Here is a 17,362-nt window from a genome sequence, read left to right as displayed (position 1 = left end):
CTTCCCGAGCAGCTTTTCAAAGTTCCCGACCGGTCATCAGCGCACCCTCCCGCTTGGGAGGCTCGCGGAGTGGACACAACCTCCTGGTCGGTGCCGAGCCCTCAGCCGGCCCGATCCATCTCCATGCATCCCCGAGCGACCATCTCACTACACCCGATCACTTCATCAGTTCCGAGGAGGAGGATCGACCAATGGACCGCCGCAATTTCATGCTTCAATCGTTCGCGTTCTCTCTGGGGGCCTCCAGCCTCTATTTGCCGGCCGCGATTGCCCAGGAGGAGGCCCAGAGCAAGGGCTCGCCACTGACGCCGAAGGGCCAGCAGCCCAGGGGAGACCAGCCTGACGCTCCGCGCGATCCGGGGAATCAGGATCCCGAGATGAGCCGTAGGTTCTTCCCCGAGCTCGCCGAGACCGAGTTCGAGCGGTCCGTGATCCGGGTCCCGCTGTTCCGCCCGAGCAACACGAGCTCCGCCCCTGAGGACGCCGACGAACTTGTCGAGCTGCGCGCGTACATGAGGCTGGAGCGGAAGCCGCCCGTGACGAACCGGCTGGGGTACCGACAGTTCGAGTTCACAATCCGGAACTGGGAACTTTTCGGTTACTCAGCGCTCTACGACGCGAACATCACGTTCACGGCCTCCGAGGCCGATCCGGGAGAGCCGGAAGTGGTCCAACCTCGGAGCATCTGCGTGGCGCTGACGCGGCCCGATCCCAGAAGGCCGGAGGAATACTCCGACTATCCCGCGATGATCCACTACAACGCGATCTACGACATCTACCTCGACAGCAAGCGGATCGTACGGAAGATGCCGGGGGTCGCGATGGCCACCGGCGTCATGCAGATCCCGCCCCACAACGTCACCGTCGCCTTCCAGAAGCCCTTCAAGAGCCAGGACATCAACCTGGGCGCGGGTACATGCGAGGACATGCAGCCGATCTCCAAGCAGGAGTTCGTGGCGGGTCGTGGAGTGGGGGTCGGGATCCGTCGCGGCGAGCTCGACCTGAGCGACGACCGCAAGTCCCAGCTCCGCGAGGGACTCCGCCCCGTCATCCAGCAACGAGACGCTGCCGCCCGCAAGGAGGCCGCGCGTCGGGCGGCCAACCCTTGATTCCAAACGGCCGGGGCTCGCGGTTGCCGGCCTGAGACGCCCTGAATGGTCGCGGGCAGGCTCGCCGGATCCGGGGAAACCTCGCGGCCCCGGTCACGGTGGGCCCGAGATTCCTTGATCGATCGAGCGCAATCCTCTTGCCTGGAGATCACTGATGCGTTCCTCTGCACGTTGGATCGCCCTCGTGATGGTTGGGGCGGTCCTTCCCCTGGGCCTCGCCGGGAGCAGCTGGCTGCGGACTACGCCCCACGGCGATCTCACCGACGAGGGCGGGGGCAAGAATGGCTCCCCAACAGCGATCGGGAACCTCCCGACGTCGCCCCCCGACCCCGCGACCGTGGTGGGGTCGGGCCGCCTGGAACTGACGGAATCCCTCAGGCTCAACGCCGAAGATCCCGAGCCTTTCGCCACGTTTGCCCGCACGGTTGCCATCTCCGGCGACACGATGGTGCTCGGAGCCCCCACCGACGACCAGTTCGGGATTGATGCCGGTGCGGCCTACGTCTTCGAGCGGTCGGGCTCCGCCTGGCGGCAGCAGGCGAAGCTTGTGGCCGACGACACGGCGGCGCACGACGGTTTTGGGATGGCCGTGGCCGTCCACGGCGATACGGTGGTCGTCGGGGCCCGAGGCCATGATGGCGGAGGTGAGGACGCCGGTGCCGCCTACGTCTTCCGCCGCCGGGCCGGTCGCTGGGAACCGTCGGCGACACTTCGGCCGCGCGGGATCCGGTCGGAGGATCGCTTCGGCCAGTCGGTGGCCGTCGGCGACGGGGTCTGTGCCGTCGGAGCGCTCGGCCACGACGGGGAGGTGGAGGACTCGGGCGCCGTCTATGTCTTCCGCCTCGGGCCAGAAGGCTGGAGGGAGGAAGCCCGCCTGACCCCGGATGAGCCGCTCGCCAGCGAACTGTTCGGCTACGCGACCGCCCTAGACGACGGGGTGATCGCGGTCGGTGCTTATGCGAATGGGACGCCGACCCCTTATTCCGGGGCCGCCTACGTGTTCCGCCACGATGGCCAGACGTGGCGGTCGGAGGGCCGCCTGGAGGTGTCGGATCCTCGGCCGATGGACGAGACCGGCTGCTCGGTGGCCGTGAGTCGAGACCGCGTGGTCGTGGGCTCGCGAGGCAACGGGGAAGCAGGTCCGCGCGCCGGGGCGGCCTATGTCTTCGAGCGCGGTCCCAGCGGTTGGGTGCAGGTGGCAAAGCTCCTCGCCGACGACATCATGCCCGCCGATGCACTCGGCGAGGCGGTTGCGATCCGGGGCGACCTGGTCGTGACGGGGGCCCACTTCCGGGACGACGCCGGCCTCGGCTCTGGAGCGGCGTACGTCTTCGGCCGAGGACCCTCGGGGTGGACACAGGTCGCAAAGCTGGTGGCGAGCGACGCGGATGAGGGGTGCGAGTTCGGGATCGCCGTCGCGATTGGCGACCTGGAAATCGTCGTCGGCGAGCCGGGAGGCCGCGAGCAGAACAATCGGGTCGGACGCCACACCGACTGCGGCGCGGTCTATCTCTATGATCTGCGGGGCGTCCCGGCCCCTTGAACTAATCGGCAGCAACCTGCCAGGAGTTTCCGGTGCGCCAGCCTTCTCCGCTCGCCGTCGCGGTCCCCATTCTTGCGCTGTCTTGCCTGAGCATCGCGATGCCGGTGCATGCCGAACCGCCGAGGAGCGATCCTCCCGACTTCCTCGAAGTTTCGGCCCCAGGCCGGGGGGAGAACGGCGACTCTCGACTCCAAGACGCGATCGCTGCAATCGCCAACGGCGGGACGATCAGGCTCGGGCCGGGCACGTTCTCGGGAGGCCTCGTCATCGATCGCTCGGTCACGATCGAAGGGGCCGGTGCCGACCGCACCATTCTCGACGGCCGTCACAGAGGGCGAGTGCTCCAAATCGCTGGAGGAGCGTCGGTCACCCTCTCCGGCCTGTCCATCGTTAACGGCTCGACCGTCGACGGATTCGACCGCCATGTGGAGGACGGCGCCGGGATCCTCAACCTCGGCGAGTTGCGCTGCGTCGAATGCACGATCCGCGGCAATATCTCCCGGGATGACGGCGGAGGCATCTGCAACAACGGCACACTGATCCTCGACTCCTGCACCCTGGACAGCAACGAGGCCAGCGGCATCGGCGGGGTCGGCGGCGCGATCTACAACGTGCGGCATGGCGTGGCGGGCGGGGGGAGCCCGATCTCCGGGAACGGCCCGGCCGAGGTGCGGATCATCCGCAGCACCCTGAGCCGCAACCGGGCCGGCGACAACGGGGGGGCGATCTGGTCGGAGGGCCGAGTCGTTCTCCAGGCGAGCACGATCAGCGGCAATTCCGCCGGACGCACCGGGGGCGGGATCCGCAACAACGGCACACTCGACCTGCTTGAGAGCACGGTGGCTTTTAACTCCGCTTCGCAAGACGGCGGCGGCCTTTGCAATTACGGTCGCCTTCGGGTCCGGAACAGCCTCATGGCCGAAAACGAATCCCCAGTGGGGGGCGACTGCAGCGGCCCCCTCGCCTCCCGGGGAGGGGTCCTGCTCCAGCGAACCGATGGAGTGGAGCTGCTCGGTGCGAGCGACCTGGATCGGCTGGGGGTCGACCCCCGACTGATGCCGCTCTCCGGCCAGGGCGAGGGTCCGGAGTTTCACGCCGTCGAGCCCGGGAGCCCCGCCATCAACGCCGCCGTGGCGGCCTCTCTGGACGGCGAGCTCGAGCCCCCGCTCGAGACCGACCAGCGAGGGGAGCCCCGCCCCTCGGGCGGCGAAGGCGACGTCGAGGAGAGGGCCGACATCGGTGCCTTCGAGCTCACCGACGACGGCCCCCCAACCGATCCGGCCCCCGATGCGGTCGGCACCGGAACTTTACGACAATCAAATCACAATGCTCTTGAACGATGATAGCTTCTGAGGGAGTGTCTTCCTGCTGAAGTTCTGGCCAATCGCGAGTTCGGTGCCGGACAGCAAAGCGGGCTTCCGGAGGCCCGAGCCCCGCGACCGGGGCGAGGCGAGGACGCTTTTCCAGGCCGATTTCGTACGATGAGGCTCCTCAAATGAGAGACTGGAAGCGAGGACCGCGACCTCGTCCGCCCTTTCCCATCGGTCCTGACGTCCGAATCACCGGGCCACGAGGACCCCTGATTCGGCCCCCGGACATCAGGATCCCCCCCCGCCTGATCAGACCCCTGACGATCAATCTGCCGGGCCTCCCTGCCGGAGCCCGGCCGCTTCGGCTCGTGAGGATCCCGGCAGGGACATTCCCGATGGGCGCAGTGGAGCGGGGCAGCAGCCCCGATGAGGCACCGGTGCACTCGGTGACCATTTCTCGGCCGTTCTACCTGGGCCAGACCCTGCTGACCCAGGCCCAGTGGGGGGCCGTCATGGGCTCCCTGCCCACCCCGATCCCGTGGACCTTGACCGGCGGCGTAAGCAGCATCGGCCTTGGTGACGACGTCCCGATCGACTCGATCTCGTGGGACGATGTGGCGGGACCCGGGGGGTTTCTGGACACGCTCAACTCGCTCACCGGACGGAACTTCCGCCTCCCCACCGAGGCCGAGTGGGAGTATGCCTGTCGAGCCGGCACCCAGACGCGCTTCTCCTTCGGCGACTCCCTGGACGCCCCTGACCATGAGTGCTTCGACGGCCCCGCCGGCACCCAACCCGGCCAGCGGACGGACTACGTCTGGTATTGCGCCAACCAGGGCTGGTCGGGCGATCCCGACTACGGCGGAAAGCCGGTCGCCGCCAAACGACCCAATCCGTTCGGGCTTTACGACGTGCATGGCAATTTCTTCGAGTATTGCAGTGATTGGTATGACGACGACTTCTACAGCCGGCCTGAGGCCATCCTCCCCAACCCCGAGAATCAGGCATCCGGGTCGGGCTGCCGGGTCATCCGAGGAGGCAGCTGGCACTACAGCATTCACTACGCCCGAAGCGCCCTGAGGTACCACCAGGACCACGATACTCCCGACTGGGCGATCAGCGTCCGAGTCGCGCTCTCCATCGGAGCATGATCATCGAGCAAGCCGCCGAACCGATCAGAACCGGCCGCCGAGCCTCGCACCTTCGTCACCCGACAACCTCGGAATCATCGACCAACCAAGGAGATACTCCGATGCCACAGTCCCTCACCTTCCTCGGGCTGGTTGCAGGCATCCTGGCCTCGTTCGCGTCGCCTGCCTCGGGGAACGACCGTGATGGGGCGGAGATGCCGGCGCTCCATTTCTTCATCACCTGGGGACAGCGGGGGACTCCCGAGTTCCTGGGTCGCTACGAGCAGCCCCTCGGGATCACAACCTATACGGACCCGTTTGGCGAGGAGACGATCGTGGTCTCCGACTCGGGAAACCATCGCATCAAGTTTCTCAGCAATGTCGGCGGCTTCAACCTGCAGTTCGGTCACGAGGGCTCGGGTGAGGGCGAGTACCGCTGGCCGACCGGGATCGCCGTCGATCGCCACGGCTCCGTGTTCGTGGCCGACACCCTCAACGATCGGGTTCAGAAGGTGCGACTCTGGACCTCATCGCTGATCGAGATTGCGGGCACCTGCGAACAGGTCATCGGCTCAAGGGGGTCGGACCCCGGGCAATTCCGCGCCCCGACCGGGTTGGCACTTGATCGCGAGGGGAATCTTTATGTCCTCGACTCCGGCAATCACCGGGTCCAGAAGTTCTCAAATGCGGGCGAATACCTGACCTCCTGGGGACGAGAGGGCTCTGCCCCCGGCGAGATGATCGGGCCTACCGGGATCGCGATCGATTCGGACGGTGCGGTCTACGTCACCGACTCGGGCAATCATCGGGTCCAGAAGTTCGACTCCGACGGCAACCTCCTCCGAACCTGGGGATCGCAGGGGGAGGGGGCCGGTCAGCTCCAGGATCCCCGAGGCATCGCAATCACCCCCGAGGGGGTCGTCATCGTGGCGAACGCCGGCAACGACCGCCTCGAATTCTACAACGCCGAGGGGGAGCCTCTCGGCCAACTGGGGAGGACCGGTCTCGGGAACGGAGAGTTTCGCTCTCCCCACGGAGTCGCCTGCGACAAGGACGGCTGCGTTTACGTGACCGAAATTACGACGCACCGCATTCAAAAATTCTGCCCTCCTCTCCCGTGAGGAGTTGGGTCACCAGAGACCTCCTGCAGCACCGCAACACTCTCGTCCGTGGAAACCCATGATCCCCTCCCATGACGCCCTGACCGCGATCGTCACGCTCCCTGCCCGCTGGAGCTTGACCCGGCCCCGGGTGGCAGTCGTCGGCGCAGTCCTCATCGTGCTGCTCGCGATGCCAGGCCTCTGGCGTCTGGAGTTGCGTACCGACGGCAAGACACTCGTGCCCCCCGACGACCCCGTCGCCCGGTTCGACTCGGAGGCTCGCCGATCGTTCGGCCTTCGAGACCCGATGATCGTCCTGCTCGAAACGAGGCACCCCAACGGCATCTTCAACTCCGGCACCCTGGAGGCTGTCCGCAGCCTGACCCGGGCGATTCTCCGCCTGGAGGGTGTCGACCCTGGGCATGTCTCCAGCCTCGCCACGGAACTCCGCGACCGGGTCTACGAAGGAAAGGGGACATTCCAACCGTTTCTCGATTCCCTGCCGGGCCGAGCGGAGGAGTTCGAACTGCTGCGGGCCGATTTGAACGCTCCAGCCGCCCGCCCGTTCACCGGGACGCTCGTTTCTGAGGACCGGACGGCGGCGGCCATCTTCATCGGCGTCCCAGAAGAGGAGCCTGGGACCCGATCGGTGCTATCCCATCAGATCATCGACCTCGTCGACGGCTATCCGCTCCCTGAACTCGACCGGGTCTCCGTTGCCGGGGCGCCGGTGGCCGAGGCTCTGCTGGGGACTCACATCCTGGAGGATCTCCTCCTGCTGATCCCGGCGACGGTCGCGATCATCGCCCTCGTGGTCTGGCTCGGTTGCCGGAATTTCTGGGGAGTTGCCCTGGGCCTTCTCGAGATTGGCGCCTGCCTGGTGACGACCTTCGGCGTCATGGGATGGATCGGGTCGCCGATCTACCTCTCGACGGTCATCCTTCCCGTCGTCCTTGTCACGGTCGCGCTCACCGACGAGGTGCACCTGTTCTGGCATTACCAGGAGAAGCTCGCCGCCTGGGATGGCCAGGGATCGCATCTCCCGCTGGTCGAGCAGACCATTTCGGAGATGGCGCGTCCCCTCGCCGTCGCATCGCTGACGACCTCGATCGGTTTCCTCTCCTTCCTGGGGGCCTCCATCGGCCCCATCCGCATGTTCGGTGCGTATGCAGCAGGAGGACTGGCCTTCTGTTTCGTCTGGTCCGTGACGTTCATCCCCGCCTCACTCGCATGGCTTGGCCCCCGAGCGTTCACGAAGAATCTCCGAGAAAAGGCAGGGATCGGCCATCGACTCGCCGACGCACTGGCCCCGCTGATCCGACGTCGGTCAGCCATTCTCGCGCTCGCCTCGCTACTGACACTCATCGCGGCAGCAGGAATGCCGCGTCTCCGGATCCAGGACAGTTGGGTCCATAATTTCTCCGTGTCGAGCCCACTCCGGCAGGCGAGCGAGCGAGTCGATCGCAAGCTGCATGGCTCTCACATTCTCCTCGCTCATGTGAGCGTCGATCCGTCATCGTCCGACGTCGATCCGCTGCTGCAGCCGGCCTCTCTGGCGCTGCTCCGAGAATTCGAGGAGTTTGCGAGCACCCAACCCCGAGTCGGTGGGGTGACTGGTCTCGCCAGCAGTCTGGAGGCGATGGCTCATTTCTGGGACATGACCCCGGCGGTTGGCTCGCCTCATTCGCTCCCTGAAGCGCGGGAGGCACGACGGCTCCTCACCCGCTACGCGCTGATTCATGGAGAGGATCGGCTCCGAGCATTGATCGACGATCGCGGGGCAGCCACAATTCTGACGATCTCTCTCAAGGATGCTAATTATCAGGATACGGCTCGCCTGATGGAGGCCCTCCAGCAATTCCGCCCGAAATCGCCCAGCCCGTCGACCTTGCGCATCCAGTTCTGTGGGGATGTGGCCCTCAGCCAGGCCATGATTCCGGCAATCGTCTCCTCTCAGATCGCTTCCCTGGTGCTCGATCTGGTCATCGTCTCGTCCCTTCTTGTCCTCTTCTATCGCGCTCCCCGGTTTGCCCTGCTGGCCCTTCTCCCAACCTTGCTGACCATTGTGATGCTCTTCGGTTTCATGGGCTGGTCCGGCCTCCCACTCGGCGTCGCGACCTCCCTGTTCTGCGTCATCATCATCGGTGTCGGCGTCGACTACGCGGTCTACTTCCTGGAAGGCGTAACGCGAGCCCGGGGGCGAAGCGAGTCCGAGCCCGTCTCTTGCGCACTGCGAGAGTCCGGCCCTGCAATCATTACGGACATCCTTGCCCTGGCGATCGGGTTTGGTGTCCTCACCCTCTCACATGTCCCTACAAACGCCCGCCTCGGTTCTCTCCTCGTTCTCGGCATGGTCTGCTGTGGTCTCCTCACGCTCGTCGGCCTCGGGGCGCTCCTGCACGACTCTCCGAAGTTGCCAAACCATCGCGTGCTTCAGGACGAATTGAGCTCGGCGAGCACTCTTCAGGTCAGGGGCGAGATTCTGTCGGGTGAATCGTAACGCGGTATGATGGGGGTCTCTCGATCACGGAGGTCGCCATGACTCGCCGCGACCAGCTGACCGAGGAAGACGCCGCCGCCTTGCGGGCCGAGCGGCTGCACCGCGGCCTCAGCTACGCCGATCTGGCCGCGACTGCGGGGATCGACCGGGCGGCCATCCACAAGATCGAGACGGGGCTCAACCGCAACCCCACCGTGGCCACGCTCGACCGGCTGGCCACGGCGATGGGACTGCACCTGGCCTGGTCGCTGGAGCCTTCCGGAGCCTCAGGCCGCTGATCGGCCGCCGAGCCTCTGGCCGACGACCAGGAGTCTTCCCCAGGAGGACAACGTCGATCATGCACGAACTGTCGATCGCCCAGGCCCTGGTACAGCAGGTCTCCGAAGCGCTCGAAGGCTCGGTCCCATGCCGGGTAACGTGGGTTCGGCTCCGAATTGGAGCGTTCTCCGGGGTTGCGACGGAGGCCCTTGCCTTCTGCTTCGAGGTCGTCACCCGAGACACCTTGTTGGAAGGCTCGACCCTGGAGATCGAATCCATTCCCGTCGCGATCCGTTGCGAGCGTTGCCAACGTGAGGTGGAACTGCCCGAGGCTCCTCCCCTGCGTTGCCCGATCTGCGACACCCCTTCGGCCGCGATCGTCCGGGGGAAGGAACTGGAGGTCGAATCGATCGAGGTCGAGGACCAGAAGATTCCGCGAATGGAGCAGCATTGATGACCCCTCGCATTGTCGAGCTTCGCCAGGGGCTCCTGAAAAAGAACGACCAGATCGCCGCCTCGCTGCGGCTCAGGTTTCGAGACGCCGGGCTGTTCGTCGTCAACCTCGTCTCCAGTCCCGGCACCGGAAAAACCCTGCTCCTGGAGCGAACCCTTTCGGCCCTCAAGGCTCGCGGAGGCCGTCCCGCCGCCCTTGTCGGCGACCTGGAAACCGACCGCGACGCTCAACGCCTTGCTCGCTCCGGCGTTCCCGTGCGTCAGATTCAGACGCACGGCATCTGCCACCTCGACGCCGACATGGTCGCGCGTCATCTCGACGCCTGGAATCTTTCCTCGCTTGATGTTCTGTTCATCGAGAACGTCGGCAACCTTGTCTGCACCTCCAGCTACGACCTGGGCGAATCATGCCGCGTCGCCCTTCTCTCGGTCACCGAGGGGGAGGACAAGCCCTTGAAATATCCTGGCATTTACAACTCCGCCGATGCCGTCGTCCTGACCAAGATCGACCTGGCCGAGATCTGCGAGTTCGACCGAGACGCCGCTCACACCCACCTGTTCGACGTTCGTCCCGGCGTCCGCCTCATCGAAACCTCCGCCAAGACAGGCGAAGGGATGGAGGACTGGCTCGCCTTCCTCGACGATCGCCACCAGGCTCACCGCTCGGCCACGGCTCCCTGAGCGAACCAATTAACAGATGCGAGGCAATTGCTCCCCCATCGGCAGCGAAACCACCCGACGCCCGCCGATGCTCGTCTTCATGACAACCGTCCCTGGATGCTCCGCCACGACCGAGCCGATCCGCACCGCCTCACGGCCGATCGGTAGGCTCCGAAGGGCGGCCAGAGCCGTCTCCGCCTGGTCTTCAGGGACAATCGCCACCAGCTTCCCCTCGTTGGCGACCATCATCGGATCGAGCCCGAGCAACTCACAGGCCCCTCGGACCTCGGACCGCACCGGCACGGCCTCCTCATCGAGCACCATCCCGACCCCCGATCGCGCCGCGATCTCGACAAGCGTCGCCGCCAGTCCTCCCCGGGTCGGATCGCGCATCGCCCGCACCGCAACCGACGCCGAAAAAAGCCGCTCGACCAGATCCGACAGCGGTGCCAGGTCGCTCACGATCTCCGACTCGAACTCCAGCCCTTCACGAACGCTCAAGATCGCCACCCCGTGATCGCCGATCGTCCCGCTCACGAGCACGGCATCCCCGGCCCTCGCCCGATCCGGCCCCACCAATCGCCCCTCCGGGACCTCGCCGATTCCGCTCGTCGTGATGTAGCACCCGTCGCCGTGGCCCCGCTCAACCACCTTCGTATCCCCGGTGACAATCGCCACCTTGGCCCGTTTCGCCGCCTCGGCCATTCGGCCGACGATCGCCGAGAGGTGCCCCATCGGGAACCCCTCTTCCAGAATGAAGCTCGCGCTCAAGTGCATCGGCCTGGCCCCGGCCATCGCCAGATCATTGACCGTCCCATACACCGCCAACTCGCCGATCGACCCTCCTGGAAAGAACAAAGGTCGGACCACATGAGCATCCGTCGAAAACGCTAATCGGCCCGACGGCACCTCCATCACAGCCGCATCGCCCCTCGCCTCCAGCGCCGGGTTCCGAAAGGCCGGCAGAAAGAGATGCTCGATCAACTCGCTCGAAAGCCGCCCCCCTCCCCCGTGGCCCATCACGATCGTCGGCGTCTCGCGCAGCGGCACCGGACAGGTCCAGCCGTCGATTCCGGAAGGCTCAGGCATGAGCGGCCACCCCGTTCGTTCCCCGTTTCCTCCGACCATTCAGGAAGTAGGCCGCACACGCCCCTTCGCTCGACACCATCGTGGCCCCAAGCGGCGTCCTCGGCGTACAGACAGTCCCGAACGCCGCGCACTCGGGGGGGGTGATCAACCCCTGCAACACCTCACCGCTCCGGCATTCGGGCGATTCGACCGTCCGGATCGCCCCCACGTCGAACCGTTCCGCCGCATCGAAACCGCGATACGACGGGGCCAGCCGCCACCCGCTTTGAGGGATCCTCCCGATGCCGCGCCACGACTGGTCCGTCACCTCGAATACCTCATCCAGCACGGCCCGAGCCGCCGGGTTCCCCTCCTCGGAGACGACCCTCGCATACGCGTTCTCGACCCGAGCCTCGCCCCGTTCCAGTTGCACCAAGGCCCGGCGGATCCCTTCGAGCAGGTCGATCGGCTCAAACCCGGTCACGACGATCGGTACCCCATACCGCTCGGCAATCGCCGGATACTGCCGCGTCCCCATCACCGTACAGACGTGCCCGGCCGCAAGAAACCCCTGAACTCGGTTCCCCTTCGACCGACAGATCGCCTCGATCGCTGGCGGTACGAGCACGTGAGACACCAGCATCGAGAAGTTGTCCAATCCTTCATCGCTTGCCAACTTCACCGCCATCGCGTTGGCCGGCGCCGTCGTCTCAAACCCGATCCCAAAGAAGACGACCTGCCGATCCCGATCCCTTCGGGCCAATGTCAACGCATCCAGGGGCGAATACACGATCCGCACATCCGCCCCCTCCGCCTTGACCCGGAACAAATCCGTCGACGAACCCGGCACCCTCAGCATGTCGCCGAACGAGCAGAAGATCACGCCCGGCTTCTGTGCAATGGCCAACGCCCGGTCGATCACCTCCAGCGGCGTCACACAGACCGGGCACCCCGGCCCATGCACCAGCTCGACCCCCTCGGGAAGCAACTGGTCCACCCCATTACGAAGGATCGAATGCGTCTGCCCGCCGCAAACCTCCATCACCACCCACGGTTTCGTGACGATCTGCCGGATCTCATCAGCCAGCGCTCGGGCGATCGCTCCATCCCGAAATTCATCCAGATATTTCATGACGATCATTCCCCTCCCTCGACGTCCCCGCTCAGCTCCTCCTCCAGCACGCCGAGCGCCCGAAAGGTTTCCAGCGTCTGCCTCGCCTCGGCCTCATCAATTGTGCTGAGGGCGAACCCGACATGAACAATCGTGTAATCCCCCACCTGTGCCTCGGGAACAAACGCCAGGCAGACCTCCTTAACGATCCCCCCGAAATTGACTCGGCCCATCCGCGTTCCCTGAGCCTCAGAGATCTGTTCAATCCGCCCCGGCACGGCAAGACACATCGGAGCACCCCTGAATTTTCAAGAATTTGATCACCATTTTCTCTTGCGAACATCCGAACTGACACCAATCTCCCTCCTCCCGCGCGCGGGGACAGGGACGGGGTGAGGGGTCCGGGGACGGATCGCAACGCATGACGTTCTTCCCATCGGCCCGCTTACCCGGCCTTGCGGGCTCCCTCGTCCTTCGAGCGAGGTGAGAGGCCGTATCCCAGGCGTTCGGAAACCCTTCCCGTCCATCGTTCCTCCATCCCCCAGCATAACCGATCAAGACTCCCCGCTGACGCCGATTCCATCCCCCCCCGGTCTCAAATCAAAATCTCCCGCAGCAACCCCGTTCCCCATCCGGCCGCGACCATCCCATGATGGAACCGTCCCCGACCGCCTCCGAACCCGACCCGAGCCCGACCGATCCGGCGATGCCCCTCATGCCTCCTCCCTCCGACCCGAACCCTTCGAACGCCTCCCCCACCCTCCAGCGCCGCCGGTTCCTCATCCGAGGTCTCGTCCAGGGAGTCGGCTTCCGCCCGTTCGTGCATGCGACGGCCGATCGGCTCGGCCTGGCCGGCTGGGTCGCCAACGACCCGTCCGGCGTCGTCATCGAGGTCCAGGGCCCTCCCGATCGGCTCGACGCCTTCCGCCACGCCCTGCTCCATGACGCCCCCCCCCTCGCCGTCCTCGTGACGATCACCGACGAACGCATCCCCCCCGACGCCACCGCGGTCGGCTTCACCATCCTCCCCAGCCGAACCGGCCCGGCCACGACCACCCCCGTCCCTCCCGACATCGCCACCTGCGAGGCCTGTCTCCGCGAGCTGTTCGACCCGACCGACCGCCGCTTCCGCTATCCGTTCCTCAACTGCACCGACTGCGGCCCTCGATTCACGATCCTTGAGCGCCTCCCGTACGACCGCCCTCACACCACGATGGCCCGCTTCCCCCTCTGCCCGGAATGCCTCCGGGAATACCTCGACCCTCACGACCGTCGCTTCCACGCCCAGCCGATCGCCTGCCCGAGCTGTGGCCCAACCCTCTGGTTCGTCCCCGTCGCCATGATCCCTCGGGCTTTGCAAGATCCCGACTCTCCCGACGGCTGGCCCTGCGACGATGCCGCCCTCGCTCAGGCTCGCCAGGCGCTCGACCTCGGTCTCATCCTCGCCATCAAAGGGGTCGGCGGCTTCCACTTCGCTTGCGATGCCCGCAACGAATCCGCCGTCTCCCGCCTCCGGGTGCTCAAAGGCCGAGGCGACAAGCCCTTCGCCCTCATGGTCCGCTCGATCGACCAGGCCCGCCGCCTCGCCCATGTCAATGACGCCGAGGCCCTCGCCCTTTCCGGGCGCGATCGGCCGATCGTCCTGCTTCGTCGTCAACCGGCCCCGAGCGGCAGCCCTCCCCTCGCCCCCTCCGTCGCGCCAGGCCTGGACCGGCTGGGCATCATGCTCCCTTATGCCCCGATCCACCCCTTGCTCCTCGATGAGGACGACGACCGGCCCCTGGTCATGACCTCCGGCAACCGCAGCGACGAGCCGATCGCCATCGCCAACGCCGAGGCCCTCGACCGCCTCTCCCCGATCGCCGACGCCTTCCTCCTGCACAACCGGCCTATCCAGGTCTCCTGCGACGACTCCGTCCTCCAGGTCGTTGACCATCAAGCACTCCCCCTCCGCCGCTCCCGAGGGATCGCCCCCCTGCCGCTCCCCTGGCCGATCCCCGACAGCCCCACCGTTCTCGCCGTCGGCGCCGAGCTAAAGGGGACCTTCTGCCTGGCCCGCCCCCCCTTCGCCCTCGTCAGCCAGCACCTCGGCGACTGGGGAGACCTGGCCACGCAAGATGCCTTCGAGCGCTCACTCGATCACATGCAAACCCTCTTCCAGGTCGATCCCCGGGTCATCGCCTGCGACCTCCACCCCGACGCCCATTCCTCCCGATGGGCCGAACACCTGGCCGCCACCCTCAACCGTCCCCTCGTCCGGGTCCAGCACCATCACGCCCATGCCGCCTCCCTCCTGCTCGATCACGATCGCGTCGGCTCCTCCCCCTTGCTCACCTGGGTCTGCGACGGCACCGGCTACGGCTCCGATGGCACCATCTGGGGAGGCGAGTGCCTCCTCCTCTCCGGCGACGGCGCGCGCGTCGATCGCCTCGCCCACCTTTCCCCCATCCCCTTGCCCGGCGGCGATGCCGCGATCCGCCACCCGTCCCGATCGGCCCTGGCTCACCTCTGGGCCGCCGGCATTCCCTGGGACGACGACCTCCCTTGCGTCCTCGCCACCTCCCCCGCTGAACGCCGGGTGATCCGCCATCAGCTTGAAACCGGCCTGAACTGCGTCGCCACCAGCAGCATGGGCCGCCTCTTCGACGCCGTCGCGTCCTTGCTCAGCGTCCGATCCTCCGCCACCTTCGAAGGCCAGGCCGCCCTCGAACTCGAAGCCCTCGCCGCCCTCGGCACCCCTCCTCCCGACGCCCCCCCCTGCTCCTTCTCCCGCCAAACGCTTCCCCCCTCCGGCCCGATCCTGCTCGACCCCGCCCCCCTCTGGCCCTGGCTCATCCACCACCTCCGCCGCGGCACCCCCCTCCCCCACCTCGCCGCTGCCTTCCATCACGCCCTGGCCAATTCCCTCGCCTCCATCGCCTCCGACCTCGCCCGATCCCGATCCCTCTCAACCGTCGGCCTGACCGGCGGGGTCTTCCAGAACGCCCTGCTCGCCTCCCGGACCGTCGCCCTGCTCCGCTCCTCCGGCGTCGAGGTCCTCACCCACCGCCGCCTCCCCGCCAACGACGGCGGCCTCTCCCCCGGCCAGGCCCTCGTCGCCTCCCGGCAACACCCCTCCGTACCCTCCCCCCGATGAACCGCGATCGTCCAGCGCCGCGTGACCGAGGGCGGCTATAGCAGCGCCAGCGAGTACGTCCGCGACCTGATTCGCGCCGACCAGAAGCGGCAATCCGAGGAGCGCATCGACGCCCTGCTCATCGAAGGGCTCGATTCCGGAGAGCTGATCGAGGTCACGCCGGAATACTGGGAGGCCAAGCGGCAGAAGCTCTCCGGGCGACTGACTCGGAAGCACACGCCATGACCCGGCGCGTCGTCATCCTGCCTGCGGCAGACCGCGACATCGACGAGCCGGCCGATGATCTCGGCTTGCAAGCGAGTCTCGAGACCGTGCTGCGTTTTTTAGTCGATCGACGCGACCTATTCCCTGCTTGCGAAGTTAGCCCGGCATCGGTGCTCCCTACGAAGGGCGTACCCTGTCCGGCGCGGGTCTTCGCGTCTGGCGCGTCTCAGGCTTCGGCAACCACCTGATCTTCTACCGGGCGATCGACAACGGGATCGCGATCGTGGGGGTGCTGCACGCTGCCCGGGACCTCGGCCGAGTTCTCGGGCTCGAAGACCCATCCCCCGACGAATGATCACCCCGGCCAGGTGGTGCTCGTTTCGTCGGGCCACGACACAAACATCTGATCATAGATTTTTTAAAAACGCGTTCACACGTACAGAAGACACGTCAATTCGCCGGGGCAAAGTCTTCGTGCCTGGTCCGCGACAGCTGCCCTCACCGGGGCACGCTCGCAGACTTGCTTTGCCCCGGCCACCCGCCCATCACTTGCTCGCGGGCGTGACGTCTTCGATGTCCTGCACCTTCTCTTTGTCGAGCGGGAATCGGATCTTCTCGCGGCCCTCGGCAAAGTTGAGCTCCGTGAGATCGACCTTGCGTACCCGACGATTGTTTTGCGTGTGGTAGTAGAGCGCCTTGTTCTTGGTATCCCAGCCCGTCGTCCAAAGAGTGGAGCTGCGCATGCCTCTGGTCGTGGCCTCGCCTTCGCCCTCGGCCGCGCCGAGCGGGACGTTGAAATTGTCGAGGATGCGGAACAACTCGTACACGGTCTCCGGCCCGTCCGCGGTCTTTCGGGCCGATTGCGTGAACGCCACGGCACGAACGAACCGCGAGGGCGGCGTGAAATCGCCCGGCAGGCCGATCATGCCGCTGCCGCCGCCCAATGGTGCGAAGTTCATGTCCTCGAGCTTCTTGCTCGGCAGCGCGACGGCCGAGAGGTTCAGGTAGTTCCGCAGGTTGGTCTCGTGCCAGTCGTAGCTCGGCGAGTTGGTGATCACGCCCAGCGGCGCATCGAAGATCACCAGCTCACCTTTGAGATACTCGATGACGATTGCCTTGCCTCCGGGCTCGACGACGATGAAGTGAGCCGGCGGGGGGATGGCGATCACTGGCGCGATGACGGGCGTAACGTAGACTTTGCTGATGGCGACGCGGGCTTCGTCGACCGTGGCGCAGGTCGAAAGCAGATACGCGATGACATCGCCGGGGCCCATGCTTTGGCCAGCCTTTTCCGGATCGTACTTCTGATACTCGGCGAAGCCGGGGTGGTAGAACCCGCCGACGGCGAGCCCCCTTTCGTTCATGCCGTCAAGGGTAACCTCCGCGTCCAGTCCGTCGAGCCCGACGAACCCGTACGGCCCTTGCCAGGCCATGCCGGGCTTCTTGTCGGGAGTGTGGGCCGTGAACTTGTACCCACGGGGGTAGATGACCACTTGCGAGTTGAGATCGAACGATCCCCACTCCATCGTCCGGCCGTATACCACCGCGCCGTCCCGGGCTTTGAGGGTAATGCCGGTGCACGCGATGACCTCGCGTGCCGCCAGCACAGCCACAAGACTTGCAGCGAATGCGATCAGGGTGATTCTATGGAAGATCATGGGATGGGACTTCAGTGGGTGTGTCATGGACGCCTATCGCCCAAGCTCAGCGGACCGGCCCGCCGAGTGTAACCTATGACAGACCACCGGGCGCCGCGGCGGGCCGGGTCCGCTGCAGCGAC

General features: G+C 66.1%; 15 protein-coding genes. 11 read left to right on the top strand and 4 right to left on the bottom strand.

The window, feature by feature from the left end; genetic code table 11:
- Window positions 1-191: 191 nt before the first annotated feature.
- The 9 genes from HG800_RS20350 to hypB all read left to right on the top strand — a co-directional run bounded on the left by HG800_RS20350 (window position 192) and on the right by hypB (window position 10,084).
- On the top strand, window positions 192-1,109 hold the full coding sequence (locus HG800_RS20350) for a hypothetical protein (protein ID WP_169978928.1): 918 nt from the start codon (window positions 192-194) through the stop codon (window positions 1,107-1,109).
- Between the two features lie 154 nt (window positions 1,110-1,263).
- Window positions 1,264-2,652, top strand: coding sequence for an FG-GAP repeat protein (locus tag HG800_RS20345; protein ID WP_169978926.1), 1,389 nt, complete (start codon window positions 1,264-1,266; stop codon window positions 2,650-2,652).
- Between the two features lie 32 nt (window positions 2,653-2,684).
- Window positions 2,685-3,995: a choice-of-anchor Q domain-containing protein gene (locus HG800_RS20340; protein WP_169978924.1), complete on the top strand. Its 1,311-nt coding sequence runs from the start codon at window positions 2,685-2,687 to the stop codon at window positions 3,993-3,995.
- 152 nt (window positions 3,996-4,147) lie between these two features.
- Window positions 4,148-5,113, top strand: a complete 966-nt coding sequence (locus HG800_RS20335) for a formylglycine-generating enzyme family protein (RefSeq protein ID WP_261345963.1) — start codon at window positions 4,148-4,150, stop codon at window positions 5,111-5,113.
- Window positions 5,114-5,214: 101 nt separating this feature from the next.
- A complete protein-coding gene (locus HG800_RS20330) occupies window positions 5,215-6,213 on the top strand; it encodes a 6-bladed beta-propeller (RefSeq protein ID WP_169978920.1) in 999 nt (332 codons plus the stop codon).
- A 58-nt stretch (window positions 6,214-6,271) separates the two neighbouring features.
- Complete coding sequence (locus HG800_RS20325; protein WP_169978918.1) at window positions 6,272-8,692, top strand: efflux RND transporter permease subunit; 2,421 nt, start codon at window positions 6,272-6,274, stop codon at window positions 8,690-8,692.
- A gap of 38 nt (window positions 8,693-8,730) precedes the next feature.
- On the top strand, window positions 8,731-8,970 hold the full coding sequence (locus HG800_RS20320; RefSeq protein WP_169978916.1) for a helix-turn-helix domain-containing protein: 240 nt from the start codon (window positions 8,731-8,733) through the stop codon (window positions 8,968-8,970).
- Between the two features lie 59 nt (window positions 8,971-9,029).
- On the top strand, window positions 9,030-9,404 hold the full coding sequence (gene hypA / locus HG800_RS20315) for a hydrogenase maturation nickel metallochaperone HypA (protein ID WP_169978914.1): 375 nt from the start codon (window positions 9,030-9,032) through the stop codon (window positions 9,402-9,404).
- Complete coding sequence (gene hypB, locus HG800_RS20310; protein WP_169978912.1) at window positions 9,404-10,084, top strand: hydrogenase nickel incorporation protein HypB; 681 nt, start codon at window positions 9,404-9,406, stop codon at window positions 10,082-10,084. Before hypA ends, hypB begins: the two co-directional genes overlap by 1 nt.
- 9 nt (window positions 10,085-10,093) lie before the next feature.
- Here hypB and hypE read toward each other — a convergent pair whose 3' ends face one another.
- The 3 genes from hypE to HG800_RS20295 are packed head-to-tail and all read right to left on the bottom strand — an operon-like array spanning window position 10,094 to window position 12,532.
- Window positions 10,094-11,152: a hydrogenase expression/formation protein HypE gene (hypE, locus tag HG800_RS20305; protein ID WP_169978910.1), complete on the bottom strand. Its 1,059-nt coding sequence runs from the start codon at window positions 11,150-11,152 to the stop codon at window positions 10,094-10,096.
- Window positions 11,145-12,263, bottom strand: a complete 1,119-nt coding sequence (gene hypD, locus HG800_RS20300; protein WP_169979135.1) for a hydrogenase formation protein HypD — start codon at window positions 12,261-12,263, stop codon at window positions 11,145-11,147. Before hypD ends, hypE begins: the two co-directional genes overlap by 8 nt.
- 5 nt (window positions 12,264-12,268) lie before the next feature.
- The gene (locus HG800_RS20295) at window positions 12,269-12,532 is read right to left on the bottom strand and encodes a HypC/HybG/HupF family hydrogenase formation chaperone (protein WP_169978908.1); all 264 of its coding nucleotides are present in this window, start codon (window positions 12,530-12,532) and stop codon (window positions 12,269-12,271) included.
- A gap of 359 nt (window positions 12,533-12,891) precedes the next feature.
- Between HG800_RS20295 and hypF the strand changes: the two genes are divergently transcribed.
- Window positions 12,892-15,378 (top strand): carbamoyltransferase HypF, encoded by a 2,487-nt coding sequence (gene hypF / locus HG800_RS20290; protein ID WP_206352368.1) that lies wholly within the window; start codon window positions 12,892-12,894, stop codon window positions 15,376-15,378.
- A gap of 21 nt (window positions 15,379-15,399) precedes the next feature.
- Complete coding sequence (locus HG800_RS20285; protein ID WP_206352367.1) at window positions 15,400-15,603, top strand: ribbon-helix-helix domain-containing protein; 204 nt, start codon at window positions 15,400-15,402, stop codon at window positions 15,601-15,603.
- A gap of 524 nt (window positions 15,604-16,127) precedes the next feature.
- Here HG800_RS20285 and HG800_RS20280 read toward each other — a convergent pair.
- The gene (locus HG800_RS20280) at window positions 16,128-17,240 is read right to left on the bottom strand and encodes a linear amide C-N hydrolase (RefSeq protein ID WP_152050903.1); all 1,113 of its coding nucleotides are present in this window, start codon (window positions 17,238-17,240) and stop codon (window positions 16,128-16,130) included.
- Window positions 17,241-17,362 lie beyond the last annotated feature (122 nt).

Source organism: Tautonia rosea, assembly GCF_012958305.1.
Taxonomy (GTDB): domain Bacteria; phylum Planctomycetota; class Planctomycetia; order Isosphaerales; family Isosphaeraceae; genus Tautonia; species Tautonia rosea.
The sequence above is the reverse complement of the archived record's forward strand: the minus strand, read 5'-3'. Positions and strand labels throughout refer to the sequence as shown.